General features: G+C 66.9%; 14 protein-coding genes and 1 pseudogene. 6 read left to right on the top strand and 9 right to left on the bottom strand.

Annotation, left to right across the window (positions count from 1 at the left end; all coding sequences use genetic code 11):
- Positions 1-24: 24 nt before the first annotated feature.
- From C722_RS0103605 to C722_RS0103615, 3 genes are all read right to left on the bottom strand, one after another.
- Complete coding sequence (locus C722_RS0103605) at positions 25-237, bottom strand: DUF6434 domain-containing protein (protein WP_017639190.1); 213 nt, start codon at positions 235-237, stop codon at positions 25-27.
- A 63-nt stretch (positions 238-300) separates the two neighbouring features.
- Entirely contained in the window at positions 301-1,107 is an 807-nt protein-coding gene (locus tag C722_RS0103610) for an amino acid ABC transporter permease (RefSeq protein WP_017639191.1), read from the bottom strand.
- A complete protein-coding gene (locus tag C722_RS0103615; RefSeq protein ID WP_017639192.1) occupies positions 1,104-1,925 on the bottom strand; it encodes a transporter substrate-binding domain-containing protein in 822 nt (273 codons plus the stop codon). Before C722_RS0103615 ends, C722_RS0103610 begins: the two co-directional genes overlap by 4 nt.
- A 100-nt stretch (positions 1,926-2,025) precedes the next feature.
- Between C722_RS0103615 and C722_RS0103620 the strand changes: the two genes are divergently transcribed.
- The 4 genes from C722_RS0103620 to C722_RS0103640 all read left to right on the top strand — a co-directional run bounded on the left by C722_RS0103620 (position 2,026) and on the right by C722_RS0103640 (position 7,422).
- Positions 2,026-2,928, top strand: coding sequence for a homocysteine S-methyltransferase family protein (locus tag C722_RS0103620; RefSeq protein WP_017639193.1), 903 nt, complete (start codon positions 2,026-2,028; stop codon positions 2,926-2,928).
- 455 nt (positions 2,929-3,383) lie between these two features.
- Positions 3,384-4,718: a CitMHS family transporter gene (locus C722_RS0103630; protein ID WP_007160081.1), complete on the top strand. Its 1,335-nt coding sequence runs from the start codon at positions 3,384-3,386 to the stop codon at positions 4,716-4,718.
- A gap of 116 nt (positions 4,719-4,834) precedes the next feature.
- Positions 4,835-5,587: a TerC family protein gene (locus tag C722_RS0103635; protein WP_017639194.1), complete on the top strand. Its 753-nt coding sequence runs from the start codon at positions 4,835-4,837 to the stop codon at positions 5,585-5,587.
- A 164-nt stretch (positions 5,588-5,751) separates the two neighbouring features.
- Complete coding sequence (locus tag C722_RS0103640) at positions 5,752-7,422, top strand: Na/Pi cotransporter family protein (RefSeq protein ID WP_017639195.1); 1,671 nt, start codon at positions 5,752-5,754, stop codon at positions 7,420-7,422.
- Positions 7,423-7,621: 199 nt separating this feature from the next.
- Here C722_RS0103640 and ampC read toward each other — a convergent pair.
- Positions 7,622-8,768: pseudogene (gene ampC / locus C722_RS24580) on the bottom strand (class C beta-lactamase).
- 170 nt (positions 8,769-8,938) lie between these two features.
- Here ampC and C722_RS0103650 point away from each other — a divergent pair.
- Positions 8,939-9,841 (top strand): D-hexose-6-phosphate mutarotase, encoded by a 903-nt coding sequence (locus C722_RS0103650; RefSeq protein ID WP_017639197.1) that lies wholly within the window; start codon positions 8,939-8,941, stop codon positions 9,839-9,841.
- A gap of 380 nt (positions 9,842-10,221) precedes the next feature.
- Here C722_RS0103650 and C722_RS0103655 read toward each other — a convergent pair whose 3' ends face one another.
- Positions 10,222-11,205: an asparaginase gene (locus tag C722_RS0103655; RefSeq protein ID WP_017639198.1), complete on the bottom strand. Its 984-nt coding sequence runs from the start codon at positions 11,203-11,205 to the stop codon at positions 10,222-10,224.
- Positions 11,206-11,366: 161 nt separating this feature from the next.
- Positions 11,367-12,821, bottom strand: coding sequence for a sodium:alanine symporter family protein (locus C722_RS0103660; protein ID WP_017639199.1), 1,455 nt, complete (start codon positions 12,819-12,821; stop codon positions 11,367-11,369).
- Between the two features lie 276 nt (positions 12,822-13,097).
- On the opposite strand from C722_RS0103660, the gene C722_RS0103665 reads away from it, so the two are divergent.
- Positions 13,098-13,886, top strand: coding sequence for a helix-turn-helix transcriptional regulator (locus C722_RS0103665; RefSeq protein ID WP_017639200.1), 789 nt, complete (start codon positions 13,098-13,100; stop codon positions 13,884-13,886).
- Here the strand turns inward: C722_RS0103665 and C722_RS0103670 are convergent.
- From C722_RS0103670 to C722_RS0103680, 3 genes are all read right to left on the bottom strand, one after another.
- The gene (locus C722_RS0103670) at positions 13,883-15,088 is read right to left on the bottom strand and encodes a diguanylate cyclase (RefSeq protein ID WP_017639201.1); all 1,206 of its coding nucleotides are present in this window, start codon (positions 15,086-15,088) and stop codon (positions 13,883-13,885) included. The genes C722_RS0103665 and C722_RS0103670 overlap by 4 nt on opposite strands.
- Before the next feature lie 144 nt (positions 15,089-15,232).
- Positions 15,233-16,333 carry a polyamine ABC transporter substrate-binding protein gene (locus C722_RS0103675; protein ID WP_017639202.1) on the bottom strand — a complete coding sequence of 367 codons (1,101 nt, stop codon included), beginning with the start codon at positions 16,331-16,333 and terminating at the stop codon, positions 15,233-15,235.
- A 23-nt stretch (positions 16,334-16,356) separates the two neighbouring features.
- Positions 16,357-17,388, bottom strand: coding sequence for a histone deacetylase family protein (locus C722_RS0103680; protein ID WP_017639203.1), 1,032 nt, complete (start codon positions 17,386-17,388; stop codon positions 16,357-16,359).
- Positions 17,389-17,460: the final 72 nt, after the last annotated feature.

The following is a 17,460-nucleotide window of genomic DNA, read 5'->3' on the forward strand; positions in this document are numbered from 1 at the left end:
CAAGTGACTAGAGACAGCAAGACGCTATCGACCGCGTTGCCGACGGTGCCATTCATCCACCACATCGCCCAGGGTCTTGGGTACTCCCCTGCGGATCCACGCCATGAGGTCGCGATCGAAGCGGAAGGCCTCGCCACAGGCCGCGAGCATGAAGCGGCGAACGTTCTGCGTGTGCCTGTAGTGCCGATCAATAACGGCGGCACGAGTCAGCTCGGCACCATGCCAATCCACTTTCATCCTGGCTACTCCGGTGGTGAGGCGTCGATCGGACGTCAGTGCTTCGCAGCCTAGCCACAGGCCCTAACGCCCCCGATACGCCTTCCCATAGTGCCGCTCCAAGCGCGACTGCATGAATTCCATGGCCAGGGACATCAGCCAGTAGAGCACCGCCGCGGTGGTGAGCATTTCCAGATAGCGGTAGCTGGAGCGGCCATAGGACTGGGCGAGGAACATCACCTCCCAGACGCCCATCACCGAGACCAGGGAGGAGTCCTTGAGCATGGAGATGAACTGGCTGGTGGTCGGCGGGATGATGCTGCGCATGGCCTGGGGCAGGGTGACGCGCCAGAAGATCACCCGCGGCGACAGGCCCAGGGCCCGGGCCGCCTCGCGCTGACCGGCGGGGACGCCGAGCAGGCCGGCGCGGAAGATCTCGCTGAGGTAGGCGCCGTAGTTCAGCGACAGGGCGAGGATGCCGGCGCTGATGGCGCCGGGCACCACGCCGATCTGCGGCAGGCCCAGGTAGATCAGCAGGATCTGGATCAGCAGCGGGGTGCCGCGAAAGAAGGAGGCGTAGAAGGTCGCCACGCCATAGGCCAGGGCACTGGACGACAGCCGCCCCAGGGCCGCGGCGAAGCCCAGCAGCACCGACACCAGGATGGAGCTGAGGCTGAGGAACAGGGTCAGGGCCGCGCCCTGGAGGAAGCCGTTGGGGCCCAGGCGCCAGCCCACCAGGTTGGGCAGGCGCGGCCAGACGCTGGCGAACTTGAGGTCGAAGCCGAGCACGAAGACCACGCCCCCGGCCAGCAGCGCCAGCCAGGTCAGCCAGACACGGGTACGAAAGCTCAGCAGGGGACGCGATTCGACCGGGGGTGGTAGCTGACTCATTGGCTGATGTCGGCACCGATCCACTTGTCGGAGATCCGCTTGAGGGTGCCGTCCTGGCGCAGCCCCTCGATGATCTCGCGCAGCTTAGCGGCGAATTCCGCATCACCCTTCTCGATGGCCACGGCGTTGGGCTCGGCATAGAGCGGCGCGCCCGCCAGCTTGAACTTGCTGTCCTGGGCCAGGCGCGGCTGGGCGGTCACCAGGTTGGTCAGCACCGCGTCCAGGCGTTTGCCGGCGCCCAGGCCCAGGTCCTGGAAGGCGACGTTGTCGTCGGGGAAGGGCACCACCTGCACCTGGTCGAAGGGATAGCTCAGCGGCTTGTCCTCCTGGCCTTCGATGGTCAGGTCCTTGTTCAGGTAGCCTTCGTAGGAGGAGGCGCTGGTGACGCCGACCTTCTTGCCGGAGAGGTCCTTGGCGCCGTGGATGCGGTCGTCACCGGCGTTGACCACGATCACCGCTGGCGAGGCGTAGTAGTTGACCGGGAAATCGAACACCTGGGCGCGAGCCTGGCTGGGCGTCATGGAGCAGATGCAGACGTCGTAGCGGCCGCTCCAGCGACCGGCGGCGATCACGTCCCAGGAAGGGGTTTCCAGGCGCAGCTTGACGCCGAGCTTGTCGGCCACGGCCTTGGCCACGTCGACGTCGAAGCCTTCCAGCTGATTCTGGGCATTGAGCTGGGAGAAGGGCGGATAGCTCTCCATGAGCACATTGACCAGCTCGCCCTTGGCCTTGATGCGGTCCAGAGTGGCGCCGGCCGAGGCCGAGGTGGCGGCCAGCGCCAGGGTCAGGCCGAGGGCCGATAGCAGAGCGGTTCTCATGGGGGCGTCCTTTGCAAAGGGAAAGAGGGCCTGGTATTAGAGAGATATGAGAACCGATATTGAACTCTGTTTTGGTTATAAGGAAAAGTGAAATAGCTATATGGCCAACATGAATCTTGTTCTGCTCGACGGTGGCATGGGCCGCGAGCTACAGCGCCGTGGCGCGCCCTTTCGCCAGCCGGAGTGGTCGGCCCTGGCCCTGAGCGAGGCGCCGGAGCAGGTGGAGGCGGTGCATCGGGCCTATATCGAGGCGGGTGCCCAGGTGATCACCAGCAACAGCTATGCGGTGGTGCCCTTCCATATTGGCGAGGAGCGCTTCGCCACCGAAGGCGAGAGCCTGGCCGCGCGCGCCGGCCAACTGGCGCGGCAGGCCGTGGCAGCCAGCGGTCAGCCGGTGCGGGTGGCGGGCTCCCTGCCGCCGCTGTTCGGTTCCTATCGCCCCGATCTGTTCGAGCCGGCGCGGGTGGACGAGCTGCTGCAGCCGCTGATCCGCGGCCTGGCGCCCCATGTCGATCTCTGGCTGGCGGAAACCCAGAGCTCCCTGGCCGAGGTGCGCGCCATCGCCGCCGGCCTGCCCGACGACGGCAAGCCGCTGTGGCTGTCCTTTACCCTGAAGGACGAAGACGTCGACGAGATCCCACGGCTGAGATCCGGCGAGCCGGTGGCCGAGGCCGCGCAACTGGCCGTGGCACTGGGCGCTGGGGCACTGCTGTTCAATTGCAGCCAGCCCGAGGTGATGGCCGCGGCGCTGGATACCGCGCGGGCGACCTTTGCCGCGGCGGGTGTCGAGATTCCCTTTGGCGCCTATGCCAACGCCTTCCCGCCCCAGCCGGAAGAGGCCACCGCCAACGACGGCCTCGACCCCTTGCGTCCGGACCTGGATCCGCCCGGCTACCTGAGCTTCGCCCAGGACTGGCAGGCGCGTGGCGCGAGCCTGATCGGCGGCTGCTGCGGCATCGGCCCGGAGCACATCGCCGTGCTCAACACGCGACTGCGCGGCTGACGCCCGCATTCAGTCAGTGAAAAAGCGGACCGTGCCCCGAGCGCGGTCCGCTTTTTTCTTGCCGCCAGGTGTCATTCAGATCGGCGCCTGGGCCCTCTCGGCGCGCAGGTGGTCCACCAGGATCCAGAGCCCGCTCGATTGCTGCATCGAGCAGCTGAGCGTTTTGTACTGGCAGCGGGGCGGCTAACCCCTTCCTTCATGTCCGCTTCGTGACATCCGGCAACATCCATTCGCCACCACGCAAGGCTGGCGAAAGGTTGACCTCTTAGGATCCGCTCAAGACCCGCCCCCGTGAGCGGGCGACGTGCCTACAAAAATAACCAGGATTCTTGCCATGTCGTATCTGTCCTTCCAGGCGTCCCCGCGCGCCCGCCTCCCCTGGATTTTCGCCCTCACCGCGCCCTTGCGCCGCGGCTGAACCCTCCTTCTCTTCGCGAAAATTCAGAGGTATTCCCATGCTGACTTTCCTCGGCTTCGCCATGGTCATGACCTTCATGTACCTGATCATGACCAAGCGCCTGTCTCCGCTGATCGCCCTGACCATGGTGCCGATCGCCTTCGCCGTGCTGGCCTGGGCGCTGTCCAGCGAATTCGCCAGCCTCGGCCACGTCAAGCTCGACGCCCTCGGCCCGATGATGCTCGACGGCATCCGCAAGCTGGCGCCCACCGGCGTGATGCTGCTGTTCGCGATCCTCTACTTCGCCGTGATGATCGACACCGGTCTGTTCGATCCGGCGGTGCGCTGGATCCTCAAGCTGGTCAAGGGCGATCCGCTCAAGGTGGCCATGGGCACCGTCTTCCTGACCCTGGTGGTCTCCCTGGACGGTGACGGCTCGACCACCTACATGATCTGCGTGGCGGCCATGTTCCCGCTGTACCGGCGCCTGGGCATGAATCCGCTGATCATGACCTGCCTGATGCTGCTCTCCAGCGGGGTGATGAACCTGACCCCCTGGGGCGGTCCGACCGCCCGCGCCGCCAGTGCCCTGCACGTGGATCCGGCCGATGTCTTCGTGCCCATGATTGCGCCCATGCTGCTGGCCATCGCCTGGCTGTTCTTCCTGGCCTACCTCTATGGTCGCAGCGAGCGCGCCCGTCTGGGCATCCTGCAGATCGGCGAGACCGAAGGCGCCGACGTCACCGTCTCCCAGTGCGCCGAGGCCCGGCGCCCGCACCTGCGCTGGTTCAACGGCCTCTTGACCCTGGCGCTGATGGCCGCGCTGATCGTCGGCGTGCTGCCGATGCCAGTGCTGTTCATGATCGCCTTCGGCATCGCCATGACCGTCAACTACCGTTGCCTGAACATGCAGAAGCAGCGCATCGCCGCCCATGCCGAGAACGTCCTGGCAGTGGTTTCGCTGATCTTCGCCGCGGGCATCTTCACCGGCATCCTTTCGGGTACCGGCATGGTCGACGCCATGTCCAAAGGCCTGCTGGCGGTGATTCCGGACGCCCTGGGCCCGTACATGGCAGTGATTACCGCCCTGGTCAGCCTGCCGTTCACCTTCTTCATCTCCAACGACGCCTTCTACTTCGGCGTGCTGCCGGTGCTGGCCGAGGCCGCGGCGGCCTATGGCATCAGTCCGGTGGAGATCGCCCGGGCCTCCATCGTCGGTCAGCCCGTGCACCTGCTCAGCCCCCTGGTGCCTTCGACCTACCTGCTGGTGGGCCTGGCCAAGGTGGAGTTCGGTGACCATCAGCGCTTCACCCTGAAATGGGCCACCGTGACCTGCATGTTCCTGCTGGTCGGCGCTTTGTTACTGGGTGTGTTTCCGCTGTACAGCCGCTAGAGTTTTACCAAATGTACGACTAGCCTTGCCGGCTGTTCGAAAACGGCGCGTCGTCCGACGCGCCTTTTCCATTAGAGCGCGCGCCCGAGCGCGTCTCAGCTAAAAGAGGATTTGCAATGGACTGGCTGACCAACCCGGAAATCTGGGTCGCCTTCTTTACCTTGACGGCCCTGGAGATCGTTCTGGGCATCGACAACATCATCATGATCTCCATCCTGGTCAGCCGCATGCCCAAGCACATGCAGGCGCGGACCCGCTTCTTCGGTCTGGCCCTGGCCATGGTCACCCGCATCTTGCTGCTGCTGTCCATCACCTGGGTGATGCGCCTTACCGCCGATCTGTTCTTTGTCTTCGGCCAGGGCATCTCTGGGCGTGACCTCATCCTCTTCTTCGGCGGTCTGTTCCTCTTGTGGAAGAGCAGCGCCGAGATCTACCACGGCCTGGAAGGCGAGGAAGAACAAGACGAGGACGCGCCCCAGAAGAAGGGCAGCGGCTTCATCGGCACCATCATCCAGATCGCCATCATCGACATCGTCTTCTCCCTGGACTCGGTGATCACCGCGGTCGGCATGGTCAGCCATGTGCCGGTGATGGTGGCGGCGATCATCGTCGCGGTGCTGGTGATGATGCTGGCGGCCGGGGCCATCAGCAATTTCATCGACAAGCACCCGAGCCTGAAGATGCTGGCGCTGTCCTTCCTGATCGTGGTGGGTACCGTGCTCATCGCCGAAGCCTTCGAAGTCCACGTGCCCAAGGGCTACGTCTACTTCGCCATGGCCTTCTCGCTGGCGGTGGAAGCCATCAACATCCGCCTGCGCGGCAAGGCCAAGGCCCGCGACGCGGTCAAGCTGCGCAAAGAGCAGATCTAAGCGCCGCGGCGGAACCCACCCGGGTCTCCGCCGCCTAATCCAGCAAGTCCCCACGAGCCCGAAGGTGCCCTGCCTTCGGGCTCGTGCGTCTGTGCAGAACGGTCATTACGATTTTGTGACAAGCTCGCCAGGAGCTCTTGGACACGCGCCGGGAGGGCGCCACGATGCTGACACTGCTCAATCTGCTATCCGCCGTCGCCCTGCTGGTGTGGGGCACCCATATCGTGCGCACCGGTATCCTGCGGGTATACGGCGCCAGCCTGCGGCGGGTGCTCAGCCGCAGCATGCAGCGCATGCCGCTGGCCTTTCTCTCGGGCATCGCCGTCACCGCCCTGGTGCAGAGCAGCAACGCCACGGCGCTGCTGGTGACCTCCTTCGTCGCCCAGGGCCTGGTGCCGCTCACCCCGGCGCTGGCCATCATGCTCGGCGCCGACGTGGGCACCGCGCTGATGGCGCGGGTGCTGACCTTCGACCTGTCCTGGCTGTCGCCGCTGCTGATCTTTCTCGGCGTGGTGTTCTTTCTCGGCCGCAAGCAGACCCGCGCCGGCCAGCTTGGCCGGGTCGCCATCGGCCTGGGCCTGATCATCCTGGCGCTGCAGCTGATCGTCGAGGCGGCCTCGCCCATGACCCACGCCGCCGGGGTCAAGGTGCTGTTCTCTTCGCTGACCGGTGATCAACTACTGGATGCCCTGACCGGCGCGGTCTTCGCCATGGTGTCCTATTCCAGCCTGGCAGCGGTGCTGCTCACCGCTACCTTGGCCGGCTCCGGGGTCATCTCGCTCAAGGTGGCGCTGTGCCTGGTGGTGGGTGCCAACCTGGGCAGCGGCGTGCTGGCGCTGATGGGCGCGGCCAAGCAGGGCGTGGAGGCGCGGCGGGTGGCGGTGGGCAGCCTGCTGTTCAAGCTCGCCGGCTGCATCCTGGTGCTGCCCTGGATCGGCCTGCTGGCCGACTGGCTGCAGGGCTACGACTTCAACGACGCCGAGGTGGTGATCGGTTTCCACGTCGCCTACAACTTGGTGCGCTGCCTGCTGTTCCTGCCGCTGACCGGGCCCCTGGCGCGCTTCTGCACCGCCATGCTGCCGGCCAAGGACAGCGCCGAGACCATCCTGCGGCCGCGCCACCTGGACACCGCCGCCCTGGACACCCCGGCCCTGGCACTGACCAACGCCTCCCGCGAACTGCTGCGCATGGGCGACGTCGTCGAGCAGATGCTGCAGCACCTGCTGGTGCTGATCAACGCCGGCGACAAGCAGCTGGCCCGCGAGGTGCGCCGCCTCGACGATGATGTCGACGCCCTCTACACGGCGATCAAGCTGTACCTGGCGCGCATGCCGCGTGACGACCTCGACGAGCGCGACAGCCGGCGCTGGGCCGAGACCATCGAACTGGCGATCAACCTGGAGCAGGCCGGCGATCTGATCGAGCGCATGGCCAGCGACGTGGACAGCAAGAAGATCGCCGCGCGGCGGTCCTTCTCGGCCTCCGGGGTGGACGAACTCTCCGCGCTGCACCGGCTGCTGGTCGACAGCCTCAAGCTGTGCCTGTCGGTCTATCTGTCCGGCGACCTGGACGCTTCGCGGCGTCTACGCCGGCTCAAGCAGCGCTTCCGCCTGCTGGAGCGGCGCTATGCCCATGCCCACGTTGAGCGGCTGCATCAACAGGTGGTGGAGAGCTTTGAGACCAGCTCCCTGCACCTGGGGCTGCTCAGCGACATGCGCCGGGTCAATTCGCTGTTCTGCAGCATCGCCCATGGCGTGCTGGAAGCGGCCGACGCTGGCTACGCCACCGAGCACGAGGTGCCGGCGGAGGGGCGGGAGGAGTCGGGCGGGGCCTGAGGTTGGACTTCGCGCATGAGGCTGCGCCGTCATCCACCTAACCTACGCCCTCGCTTTGGTCCGTAGGTTGGGTTGAGACAGCTCCATCGTCGAAGCCCAACAATGCCTGCGTCCCAAGACGACGTTGGGCTTCGCTGCGCTCAACCCAACCTACGGCGACCGGTAGAGCGGAGTGCCATGGCCGCGGCAACACGTTCGCTTACTGCACCCCGCCATCGAGCTGCTGCAAGATCCGCCAGGCCGTCTCGATCCGCGCGGAATTCGGGTAGTTGCGGTTGGCCAGGATCACCAGGCCGATCCGACGCTCGGGGATGAACAGCGCATAGGCGCCGAAGCCGTTGGTGGAGCCGTCTTGTTCAACAGCCGGGCGCCGCTCGCCAGCAATGGCGGGTGTTGCCAGTCCACCGGCTGCGGCTCCAGGGCCATTGCCGGGGTGTTGCCGGCCAGCAGCCGGGTCTTGGCTAGCGGATAGGCGTAGGCCTCCCAGCCCAGGCCCTGGGTCATGGGGCCGCTGCGGTAGTAGCCCGCTGGGTGGCGTCGATCGCCTTGGCCAGGGGTGCCGGCAGCCGGTCAGGAGTCAGGTTGGCCTCGACGAAACCCAGCAGATCCCCGGCAGTGGTCTTGATGCCATAGGCCTCTTCGGCATAGGCGCCCGGATTGACCCGCAGCGGCTGGTCGTTCTTGCCATGACCCCAGGCGTAGTGGGCCTGCGCCGCTGCCGGCACCTGCAGATAGGTGTGACTGAGCCCCAGGGGCGTCAGTACGTGGCGCTGCAGGGCCGTGGCGAAGGGCTCGTCGAGGCGCTGGGCCGCTAGGGCGCCGAACAGGCCGATGCTGGGATTGGAGTAGAGGCGGCGGCTGCCGGCGGGGAAGGGCGGCTGAAAGGCGCGGTAGAAGGCCGTCGTCTGATCGTCGCGGGTGACGCTGTCGGGAAATTGCAGCGGCAGCCCGCCGGCGCTGTAGGTGGCCAGCTGCAGCAGGCTGGCCTGGCCGATGGCGCTGCCGGCCAGGGCCGGGCGAACCTGCGCAACTGTTTCGTCCAGCCGCAGCCGGCCCGTCGCCGCCGCGTAGCCACCCAGGGTGGCGGTGTAGGTCTTGCTCAGGGAGCCGATCTCGAACAGGGTGGCGGCGTCCACCGGCTGGCTGCTGCGGCGGTCGGCCACGCCGAAGTAGTAGAGCCGGCGCAGGCCCGGGGCGCTGACGCCTATCACGAGCCCCGGGATGTCCTGCTCGGCCATCACCGCGCGGGCGGCGGTGCGGACCTCATCGTCGAGAGAGGTCGCCGCGTTGGCCAGGAGCGGCAGGGTCAGGCCGAGCAGAACGGAAAGGCGCGGGAAAGCCGACATGGCGAAGCGGTTCCTGGGGGACGAGGCCAGGAGTCTAGCCGAGCGCCGCCGCGCGGGTATGAGACGCGGGCGACGTTGGAAGCTTTTGCCGCCGGCGCTGTCCATGGCTGGCTGGAGCCCGGTCCTCGACTGGACTACAGTCGCCTCTCACCTTTTCCAGGAGTCATCCCATGTCCGCTGCCCCCCTCGTCGAACAGATCCAACTGGGCCAATTGCCCGTCTGGCGCATCCGCGTCGGCCAGGCCGAAGCTCTGGTGGCCTGCCAGGGCGCCCATGTGCTGCGCTACGGCTTCGACGGCGAGCCGGACATCGTCTGGGGCAATCCGGAAGCCGTGTTCGAGCCCGGTACCCCGATCCGTGGCGGCATCCCGGTCTGCTGGCCCTGGTTCGGCGACCTGCTGAAGAATCCGGCCGAAGTCCAGGCGATGTGCACCACCACCGCGGACGCCCCGGCTCACGGCCTGGCGCGCCAGGTCGCCTGGCAGGCCGGTGGCGTCGAGGTGGATACCGACCGGGTGCGCCTGGATTTCCACCACCGCACCTCCGCCGAGACCACTCCGGGCTGGCCCCATGCCACCGAGCTGACCCTGAGCCTGAGTGTGGGCGAACGCCTGGAGCTGACCCTAAGCGTGCGCAATCTGGAAGATCACCCGCTGGTGCTGAGCCAGGCGCTGCACACCTATTTCGCCGTGAGCGACGTGCGCGAAGTGGGCATCGAAGGCCTGGCCAACGCCGACTACTACGACTGCCTGGACGGCTGGACCCGCAAGCGGCAGAACGGCGAGCCGACCATCACCGCCGAGACCGACCGGGTCTATGTCGGTCTGCCGGCGCGTCTGGCGATCCGCGATACTCAGTGGCAGCGCCGACTGTTCGTGGAGACCCGCAACAGCCATTCGGCGGTGCTGTGGAATCCTTGGATCGACAAGGCCGCGCGCCTGAGCCAGTTCGCCGACGACGCCTGGACCGGCATGCTCTGCATCGAGACCGCCCGGGTGATGGACGACGTCCTCAGCGTGGCGCCGGGCGCCTCGGCCGAGATGGCGGTGAGCCTGTGGCGCGAGGCGCTGTAGGGGCTACTTTGGCGTCAGGGCTTGCCCTCACCCCGGCCCTCTCCCAAAGGGAGAGGGGGCGCTCAAGGGGAGCTTGGTGCGTTGTGTCAGGCGTCAAGCGGGCCCTTCCCCCGGCCTTCTCCCGGGGGGAGAGGGGGCGCGCAGGGGAGTTTGGTGCGAAGGGCTTGGGGCTGTCAGGCGTCAAGCGGACTCTCACCCTGGCCCTCTCCCAGAGGGAGAGGGGAGGCTCCGATAGGCTTTGGCGTGTTGGATATTGGAGCGTGCGCAGGACTCACTCCTGGTTTGGCAGGGTCACTGCCGTGCTGCGGCGTCTACCCAAACGCCCCCTCTCCCCCTGGGAGAGGGCCGGGGTGAGGGAGCAGCCGGCACCTAGCCGAAGATCACAACTCCTCGCACAGATTACGTCCGATCCACTCGGCCACCGCCGCGCGATCCAGCCCGCAGCCGAGCAGGCTGTGCAGCTTGCCCAGGGCGGCTTCGCGGGTCATGCCGCGACCGGAGATCACCCCGGCGTCGGCCAGGCCGCTGCCGGCGACGTAGGTGCCCAGTTCCACCGTGCCGCGAGCACCCTGACTGAGGGCGACCACCGGTACCCCGGCATCGCGCAGTTCGGCCAGCGCCGCGAGGAAGTCGGCGTCGTCGGCGGGGCCCGTACCGCTGCCATAGCACTCCAGTACCAGCCCCTGCACGCCGCTGCCCGCCAGACCGCGCAAGGTGGCGCCATCGACGCCCGGAAACAGCGGCAGCACCGCTACCCGTACCGCCTGGCGCGGCTGGTCGAAGCGCAGGGCCGCAGGTGCGGCGACCAGGGCGTCACCACTGCGCGGCCGGGCACTTGCCACGAAGGCCTTCCAGCCGCTGCTGGCCTGCTTGGTGCAGCGCGCCGCCGGCAGGCGCTCGCCATGGAATTGCACCTGGACGCTCGGCGCCAGGCCACTGGCAAAGGCGGCGAAGCTGTCGGCCAGGTTGCCGTCGGCATCGCTGTCCGGCACGCCGGCCGGCAGCATGGAGCCGGTCAGCAGCACCGGAATGGCCAGGCCCAGCAGCCGGAAGGCCAGGGCGGCGGCGCTGTAGGCCAGGGTATCGGTGCCGTGCAGCACTAGCACGCCGCGACAGGCCGGGTCCGCGGCGGCGGTGATGATGGCCTGGGCCATGCGCTCCCAGGCGGCGGGGGTCATGTTGGCGCTGTCGATCAGCGGCAGCAGCTCCTGCAGCCGCCAGGCCGGATTGCCCAGTTCCGGGCGGCTGGCCAGCAGGGCCTCGATGCGCGCCTCGAAACCGGCGGCCGGGGCCAGGCCGGCGGCGGTCGCCTGCATGCCGATGGTGCCGCCGGTGTAGAGGATGTGCAGGTAGGGAGAATTCATGGGGGACTTCCTGATAAGACTGCCCCCACGCGAGGTGGGGGCAGACAAGCGAATCATGGTTCGGGGCCGTTGGGCTTCGGCGATGGAGCCGCCTCAACCCAACCTACGTCACCCGTAGGTTGGGTTGAGCGTAGCGAAGCCCAACGTGACCGCTGCGGCGGTCAGTGCGCCTGGCGCGGCTGGGCGGTGCGGGCTTCGGCGACGGTGTCTTCCAGACGATCCAGCGACGGCCAGGCCTGGCGATCCAGGTCCAGGTCACGGAACTGATCGGCGTCGAACACCGGCTGGTCGACCCCGGCACGACGCTGGGCGTCGTAGTCGTTGAGGATGCGCATGCCGACCTTGATCAGCATGGCCAGGGCGATCAGGTTGACGAAGGCCAGGCAGGTCATGGTGATGTCGGCGAAGGCGAACACCGTGGTCAGGTTCTGCATGGAGCCCCAGCAGATCAACACCAGCACCAGGCCGCGATAGCCGAGCAGCACGGCCTTGCCGCGGCCGAGCAGGTAGCGCAGGCCGTTCTCGCCCAGGTAGATGTTGTAGAGGATGCAGGTGAAGACGAACAGCGACAGGGCGACGCTGATGAAGATGCGGCCCCAGTCACCGACCACCGCGGCCAGGGAGTTCTGGGTCAGCACGATGCCGTCGCCGTCGAAGCCCGGGGCGTAGAAGCCAGAGAGCAGGATCAGCAGCGCGGTGCAGGTGCAGATGACGAAGGTGTCGAGGAAGACGCTGAAGGCCTGCACCACGCCCTGGGCGGCCGGGTGCTTGACCGCGGCCACGGCGGCGACGTTGGGCGCGGCGCCCAGACCGGCTTCGTTGGCGAAGACGCCACGCTTGACGCCCATGGTGATGGCGGCGCCCAGCAGACCGGCGAAGGCCGGCTCCAGGCCGAAGGCGCTCTTGACGATGGTCAGCAGGGTGCCGGGCACCAGATCGATCTGGGTGACGATCACATAGAGGGTGACGGCGATGTAGGCCAGGGTCTTGACCGGCACCAGGACGTCGGAGACCGCGGCGATGCGCTTGATGCCACCGATGAACACCAGGCCCAGCAGGATGGCCAGGGCGATCCCGGTGTACTGCACCGGCAGGCCGAAGGCGTTTTCCAGCGAGTGGGTCACGGTAAAGGACTGCAGGCCGACGAAGGCGAAGCCGTAGGTCACCAGCAGCAGGCCCGAGAAGATCAGCGCCATCCAGCGTTTGTTGAGGCCGTGCTGGATGTAGTACGCCGGACCGCCGATGTAGAGGCCGTCGCCATCGGCGCGCTTGTAGACCTGCGCCAGGGTGCACTCGAAGAAGCTGCTGGCCATGCCGACCAGGGCGGTCACCCACATCCAGAACACCGCACCGGGGCCACCCAGGGTCACGGCCAGGCCCACACCGGCGATGTTGCCGGCACCCACGCGGCCGGCCAGGCTGAGCATCAGCGCCTGGAAGGAACTCAGGCCGTCGCCGCTGTTGCGCAGGGAATCCTTGAACACGGTGAACATGTGCGGGAAATGACGAAACTGCACGAATCGCGAGCGCAGGGTGAAATAGCTGCCCAGGCCGACGATCAGCACGATGAGTACGTGGCCGGACAGGAAGTCATTGAGCATTTCTAGGTAGTGCATGAAGAATCCTCGAGCATGCTAGTGATGCTCCAAGGCCGGCTCGCAAGCCTTGGGGCTATTATTGTGGAATATCCCGCTCCCGACGCCGTGCCCGGTCGTGGGGAGACGACCGGGACAGGGCGCTGGGACGGATCGGTCCGGGTGGAACGGGCAGTAAGACGGACCGGGCCGCCTAGGTTCGGCTATCCCACCGGCGTGGACAATTCCGCGCCTCGCTTCAAAATGGCGCGACTTGATGCTAGTTTTCCGGCCGTCTGTCAAGCTTGGGCAGGGTTCATGAGCGATTTTTCCGCCAATTTGCAGCTGCTCTGCCAGCGCCACCGCTCGATTGCCGCCGTCTGTCGCGCCGTCGGTATCAACCGTGCCCAGTTCAATCGCTACCTCAACGGCCAGAGCCGTCCGTCGCCCTACAACCTGCAGCGACTGGCGGAGTTCTTCGGATTGCCGGCCAGTGATCTGCAGCTGCCGCAACGGCAATTCGCGGCGCGCCTGGGGGCACCGGTCAGCCAGGAGACGGGGTGGGCGGGGCAGGCGCTGGCCCTGTTCGGCGAACGCCAGGAAGGCTTGGTCCGTTACCAGGGCTACTACCACGAATACTATCCGTCGCTCTCCACCCCAGGCGTAGTGCTCTGTGGGCTGGTACGGCTGTTCGAGGAGGAAGGCGTCTTTCGCTATGTGCGTTTCGAACGCCTGCGTCGTCAGGGCGAGGCCACGAGCCAGGCACGCTTTCGCTACCTGGGCCTGGCCATGAGCCTGGAAAGCCGGCTGTTCTTCACCGACTACGAATCCCTCACCGGCAACGAGTTGTCGCAGACGGTGCTGCTGCCCAGCGCGCGCAATCGTATCGATCGCCTCAACGGCCTCAAGCTGGGCGTCAGCGCCTCCGACCGCCGCGAGCCGGCCTGCACCCGAGTGGTCTGGGAGTACCTGGGCACCCGCCCCCGGCGCGGTCAGGCCTATGGCCGCATCGGTCTCTACGACTGGCAGGACCCTCACCTGGACGACGATCTGCGCCAGCGCCTGGCCAGCGCGACTCTGGTCGATCGGGTCTATCGCCTGGGCTAGCTGGGTTCAGCGACCTGGGTCTGGCAGCGATCGCAATCCTCCAGGATGGCGCGGTCGCGCCCGGCCTGCTTGGCCCAGTAGAGCTGGCGATCGGCGGCTTCGATAAAGGTTTCGGCGCAGTCGTGGTCCAGTCGGGCGCAGGCGCCGCCGATGCTCACGGTCACGCGCGGACCAGCAGGGGGGCCGAGGTGGGGAATCTCCAGGCGTCGTACCGCATCGAGCAGGCGCTGGGCCAGTTTGCCGGCATCCTCCTCGCGCGAAGGGGTGCAGAGGATGGCGAACTCCTCGCCACCGTAGCGGGCCAGGCAGTCGCCGGCGCGCAATTCATTGGCCAGGGCGGTGGCGACCTGTTGCAGGCAGCGATCGCCGGCCGGATGCCCATAGCGGTCATTGAAGGCCTTGAAGTGATCGACGTCGATCATTAGCAGGAGCAATGGCCGGGGCGGGGGATGGGCCAGGGCGGTGGCCAGGGCCTGCATCAGCGCCCGGCGGTTGGCCACGCCGGTGAGGGGGTCCGTGGCCGATTGCTGTTCCAGAACGCGGTTGGTGGCGGCCAGCTCTTCGTTGCGCAAGCGGTCGCGCAGGATCAGCAGATAGCCCTGCCGGCGGGCGCGCTCCATCCAGAAGTTGTTGAGCAGGGTAAAGCTCGCGGTGGCGAACGCCAGGGTCATGACCAGCGAAGCCTCCAGAGGCGGTAGGGCATGCATCTGGGTGGCCAGGCCGATGGCCAGCAGGGCGAACAGGCTGTGGACCGCGGCCTGGCGCAGGGGCGGCGCGATGCAGCTGTTGGTGAAGAGCGTCATCAGCGGCATGGTCGCCAGCCAGAGGGCGCGGTGCGCGGCATCGGTGGCCTCGACGTCGAGCAGCGGCGGGAGATAGGCCAGCAGACAGGGCAGGATGCCCAGCCATTCGCGCGCGGGATGTTCGGCGGGTATCACCCCGAGCGCCAGCAAGACCAGCCCGCCGCCAATCACCACCAGCGCGCTGAGCAGGCTGATGAGCCAGAAGGCCTCGTTCATCAGGATCCAGTCCCAGATCGAGAAGCTGGCGTAGGCGAGGATGGCCACGGTCAGGCTGATGCGCAGGTGCCGCCGGCGCGAACGGGCGATGTCGTGCTGGTAATGCCGTTCCAATACCGATTCGAAGCGCAGGGCCCAGAAAGGGCGAGCCAGCGCTCGGGTGAGGGCGAGACTGAGGGACATGACGCCGTACCTGGCAGGTAAATCCAATGGGTCACTTCAGCACAGTAAGTCCCTTAGCGCGATAGAGGGTTCCCGGACGCGGGGATGTAACCGCCGAATGGTAGCCATTGGCTACCATTCGGATGGTTGTGGACGCCGTTGCCGCTAGTTGCCGGCCTTGATGCGACTCCAGGCACGGGTGCGGACCCGCTCGATGGGCTGCGGCAGCGGCTGCACCACATAGAGCTTCTTGAGCATTTCCGGGGTGGGCACCAGGTCGTGGTTGTCGCGGATGGCGGCGGTCACCAGCGGCATGCCCGGCTTGTTGGCGTTGGGGTAGCCGAGGTAGTCGCTGATTCCGGCGATCACCTTGGGTTCGAGCAGGTAGTTGATGAAGGCATGGGCCTGGTCGACATTGGCGGCACTGGCCGGAATGGCCCAGGTGTCGAACCAGATGGGCGCGCCCTCGCGTGGCAGCCGCCAGTCCACCACCACGCCGTTGCCGGCCTCCTTGGCGCGGTTGCCGAACTGGTAGAAGCTGCCCGAATAGCCCACCGCCACGCAGATGTCGCCGTTAGCGATATCGGTCATGTACTTGGTGGAATTGAAGTAGGCCATGTAGGGGCGGATCTTCAGCATCAGCGCCGTGGCCTTTTCGTAGTCCTTGGCGTTGGCGCTGTTGGGATCCAGCCCCAGGTAGTGCAGTACCACCGGCAGGATGTCCGAGGGCGAATCCAGCATGGCCACGCCGCAGCTCTTGAGCTTGGCCATGTTCTCCGGCTTGAACACCAGGTCCCAGCTGTCCACCGGTGCGTCCGCGCCCAGCGCCGCCTTGACCTTGGCCGGATTGAAGCCGATGAGGATGGTGCCGTACATGTAGGGCACGCCGTACTGGTTACCCGGATCGTTGACCTCCAGCAGCTTGAGCAACTCGGGATCGAGATTCTGCCAGTTGGGCAGCTTGGTCTTGTCCAGCTTCTGGAACACTCCGGCCTTGATCTGGGTTTCCAGGAACTGGTTGGAGGGGATTACCAGGTCGTAGCCGGAGCGGCCGGTGAGCAGCTTGGCCTCCAGCGACTCGTTGCTGTCGAAGGTGTCCCAGGTGACACGGATGCCGGTCTGCTTGGCGAAGTCCTTGGGCGTCTCGGGCAGGATGTAGTCGGCCCAGTTGTAGACCCGCAGTTCGCCAGGATCGGCGGCCTGGACGGCGGTGGCGAGCAGGGCGCCACCGAGCAGGACGGTGAGCGGACGCAGGAGGCTGTGCATGGTCGGATTCCTCGGGAGGGGGATCAGGCGCCGTCGAAGGCGGCCAGGACGTTCACCGTGTTGATGCCGATCTCCGCCACGGCGTAACCGCCCTCCATGACGAACAGGGTCGGCAGGCCGAGCCGCGCCAGGCGTTCGCCCAGGCGCAGGTAGTCGTCGCTCTCCAGCTTGAACTGGGAAATGGGATCGGCCTTGAAGGTATCCACGCCCAGGGAGACCAGCAGCAGGTCCGGGGCATAGCTTTGGAGTCGCGCCAGCGCTACTTCCAAGGCGGCGCTCCAGCTGTCCCAGGCGCTGCCGGCGGGCAGCGGCAGATTGAGGTTGAAGCCCTGGCCCGCCCCGGTGCCGGTCTCGTCGGCATAGCCGAGGAAGAAGGGGAATTCGAAACCCGGATCACCGTGCAGCGACAGGAACAGCACGTCGTCGCGGGCATAGAAGATGTCCTGGGTGCCATTGCCGTGGTGGTAGTCGACATCGAGGATGGCCACTCGCCGGGCGCCGCCGTCGAGGGCGGCCTGGGCGGCGATGGCGGCGTTGTTCAGATAGCAGTAGCCGCCCATGACATCGGCGGCGGCATGGTGGCCCGGCGGACGGCAGAGGGCGAAGGCGCTGCGCGCGCCCGCGGCGATCTCGGCGCCAGCGCTCAGGGCCACCTGGGCGGCGCTGTAGGCGGCCTGCCAGGTGCCGGCGGTGATGGGCGCCCCGCCATCGAAACTGTAGTAGCCCAGGCGCCCGTGCAGGCTGGTGGGCGGCAGCACCTGGCGCAGGGTACGTGCCGGCCAGGTGTAGGGCAGTAGGTCCACGGTCTCGCCCCCGGCGGCCCATTCGTCCCAGGCACCGGCGAGAAAGTCGAGATAGGCCTCGCTGTGGACACGCGCCAGGGGCGCCCGGCCAAAGTCCCTGGGCGCCACCACCTCACCGAGCTGCCGGCGGTGACACTCGGCGAGGATGAATTCGACGCGCTGGGGCTTTTCGAAACAGGGCTGCAACTGGCCATCGATCAGTTCGCAGCGGCCGTGGTGCAGGGCGTGATCGGGACTGTGGTGGATGCGCATGGCGACTCCGGGCGGCGGGCTCTGTCCTGATTCTTGCCAGCCCGGCGACCCGCGACGAGAGGCGCAACGGCC

The sequence above is a fragment of the Pseudomonas sp. 313 genome, from assembly GCF_000316965.1.
Taxonomy (GTDB): Bacteria; Pseudomonadota; Gammaproteobacteria; order Pseudomonadales; family Pseudomonadaceae; genus Chryseomonas; species Chryseomonas benzopyrenica.

Excerpts from the sequence above, each read along its gene's own strand:
- C722_RS0103605 (WP_017639190.1), bottom strand. The coding sequence starts at position 237 with ATGAAAGTGGATTGGCATGGTGCCGAGCTGACTCGTGCCGCCGTTATT.
- C722_RS0103610 (WP_017639191.1), bottom strand. The coding sequence starts at position 1,107 with ATGAGTCAGCTACCACCCCCGGTCGAATCGCGTCCCCTGCTGAGCTTT.
- C722_RS0103615 (WP_017639192.1), bottom strand. The coding sequence starts at position 1,925 with ATGAGAACCGCTCTGCTATCGGCCCTCGGCCTGACCCTGGCGCTGGCC.
- C722_RS0103620 (WP_017639193.1), top strand. The coding sequence starts at position 2,026 with ATGGCCAACATGAATCTTGTTCTGCTCGACGGTGGCATGGGCCGCGAG.
- C722_RS0103630 (WP_007160081.1), top strand. The coding sequence starts at position 3,384 with ATGCTGACTTTCCTCGGCTTCGCCATGGTCATGACCTTCATGTACCTG.
- C722_RS0103635 (WP_017639194.1), top strand. The coding sequence starts at position 4,835 with ATGGACTGGCTGACCAACCCGGAAATCTGGGTCGCCTTCTTTACCTTG.
- C722_RS0103640 (WP_017639195.1), top strand. The coding sequence starts at position 5,752 with ATGCTGACACTGCTCAATCTGCTATCCGCCGTCGCCCTGCTGGTGTGG.
- C722_RS0103650 (WP_017639197.1), top strand. The coding sequence starts at position 8,939 with ATGTCCGCTGCCCCCCTCGTCGAACAGATCCAACTGGGCCAATTGCCC.
- C722_RS0103655 (WP_017639198.1), bottom strand. The coding sequence starts at position 11,205 with ATGAATTCTCCCTACCTGCACATCCTCTACACCGGCGGCACCATCGGC.
- C722_RS0103660 (WP_017639199.1), bottom strand. The coding sequence starts at position 12,821 with ATGCACTACCTAGAAATGCTCAATGACTTCCTGTCCGGCCACGTACTC.
- C722_RS0103665 (WP_017639200.1), top strand. The coding sequence starts at position 13,098 with ATGAGCGATTTTTCCGCCAATTTGCAGCTGCTCTGCCAGCGCCACCGC.
- C722_RS0103670 (WP_017639201.1), bottom strand. The coding sequence starts at position 15,088 with ATGTCCCTCAGTCTCGCCCTCACCCGAGCGCTGGCTCGCCCTTTCTGG.
- C722_RS0103675 (WP_017639202.1), bottom strand. The coding sequence starts at position 16,333 with ATGCACAGCCTCCTGCGTCCGCTCACCGTCCTGCTCGGTGGCGCCCTG.
- C722_RS0103680 (WP_017639203.1), bottom strand. The coding sequence starts at position 17,388 with ATGCGCATCCACCACAGTCCCGATCACGCCCTGCACCACGGCCGCTGC.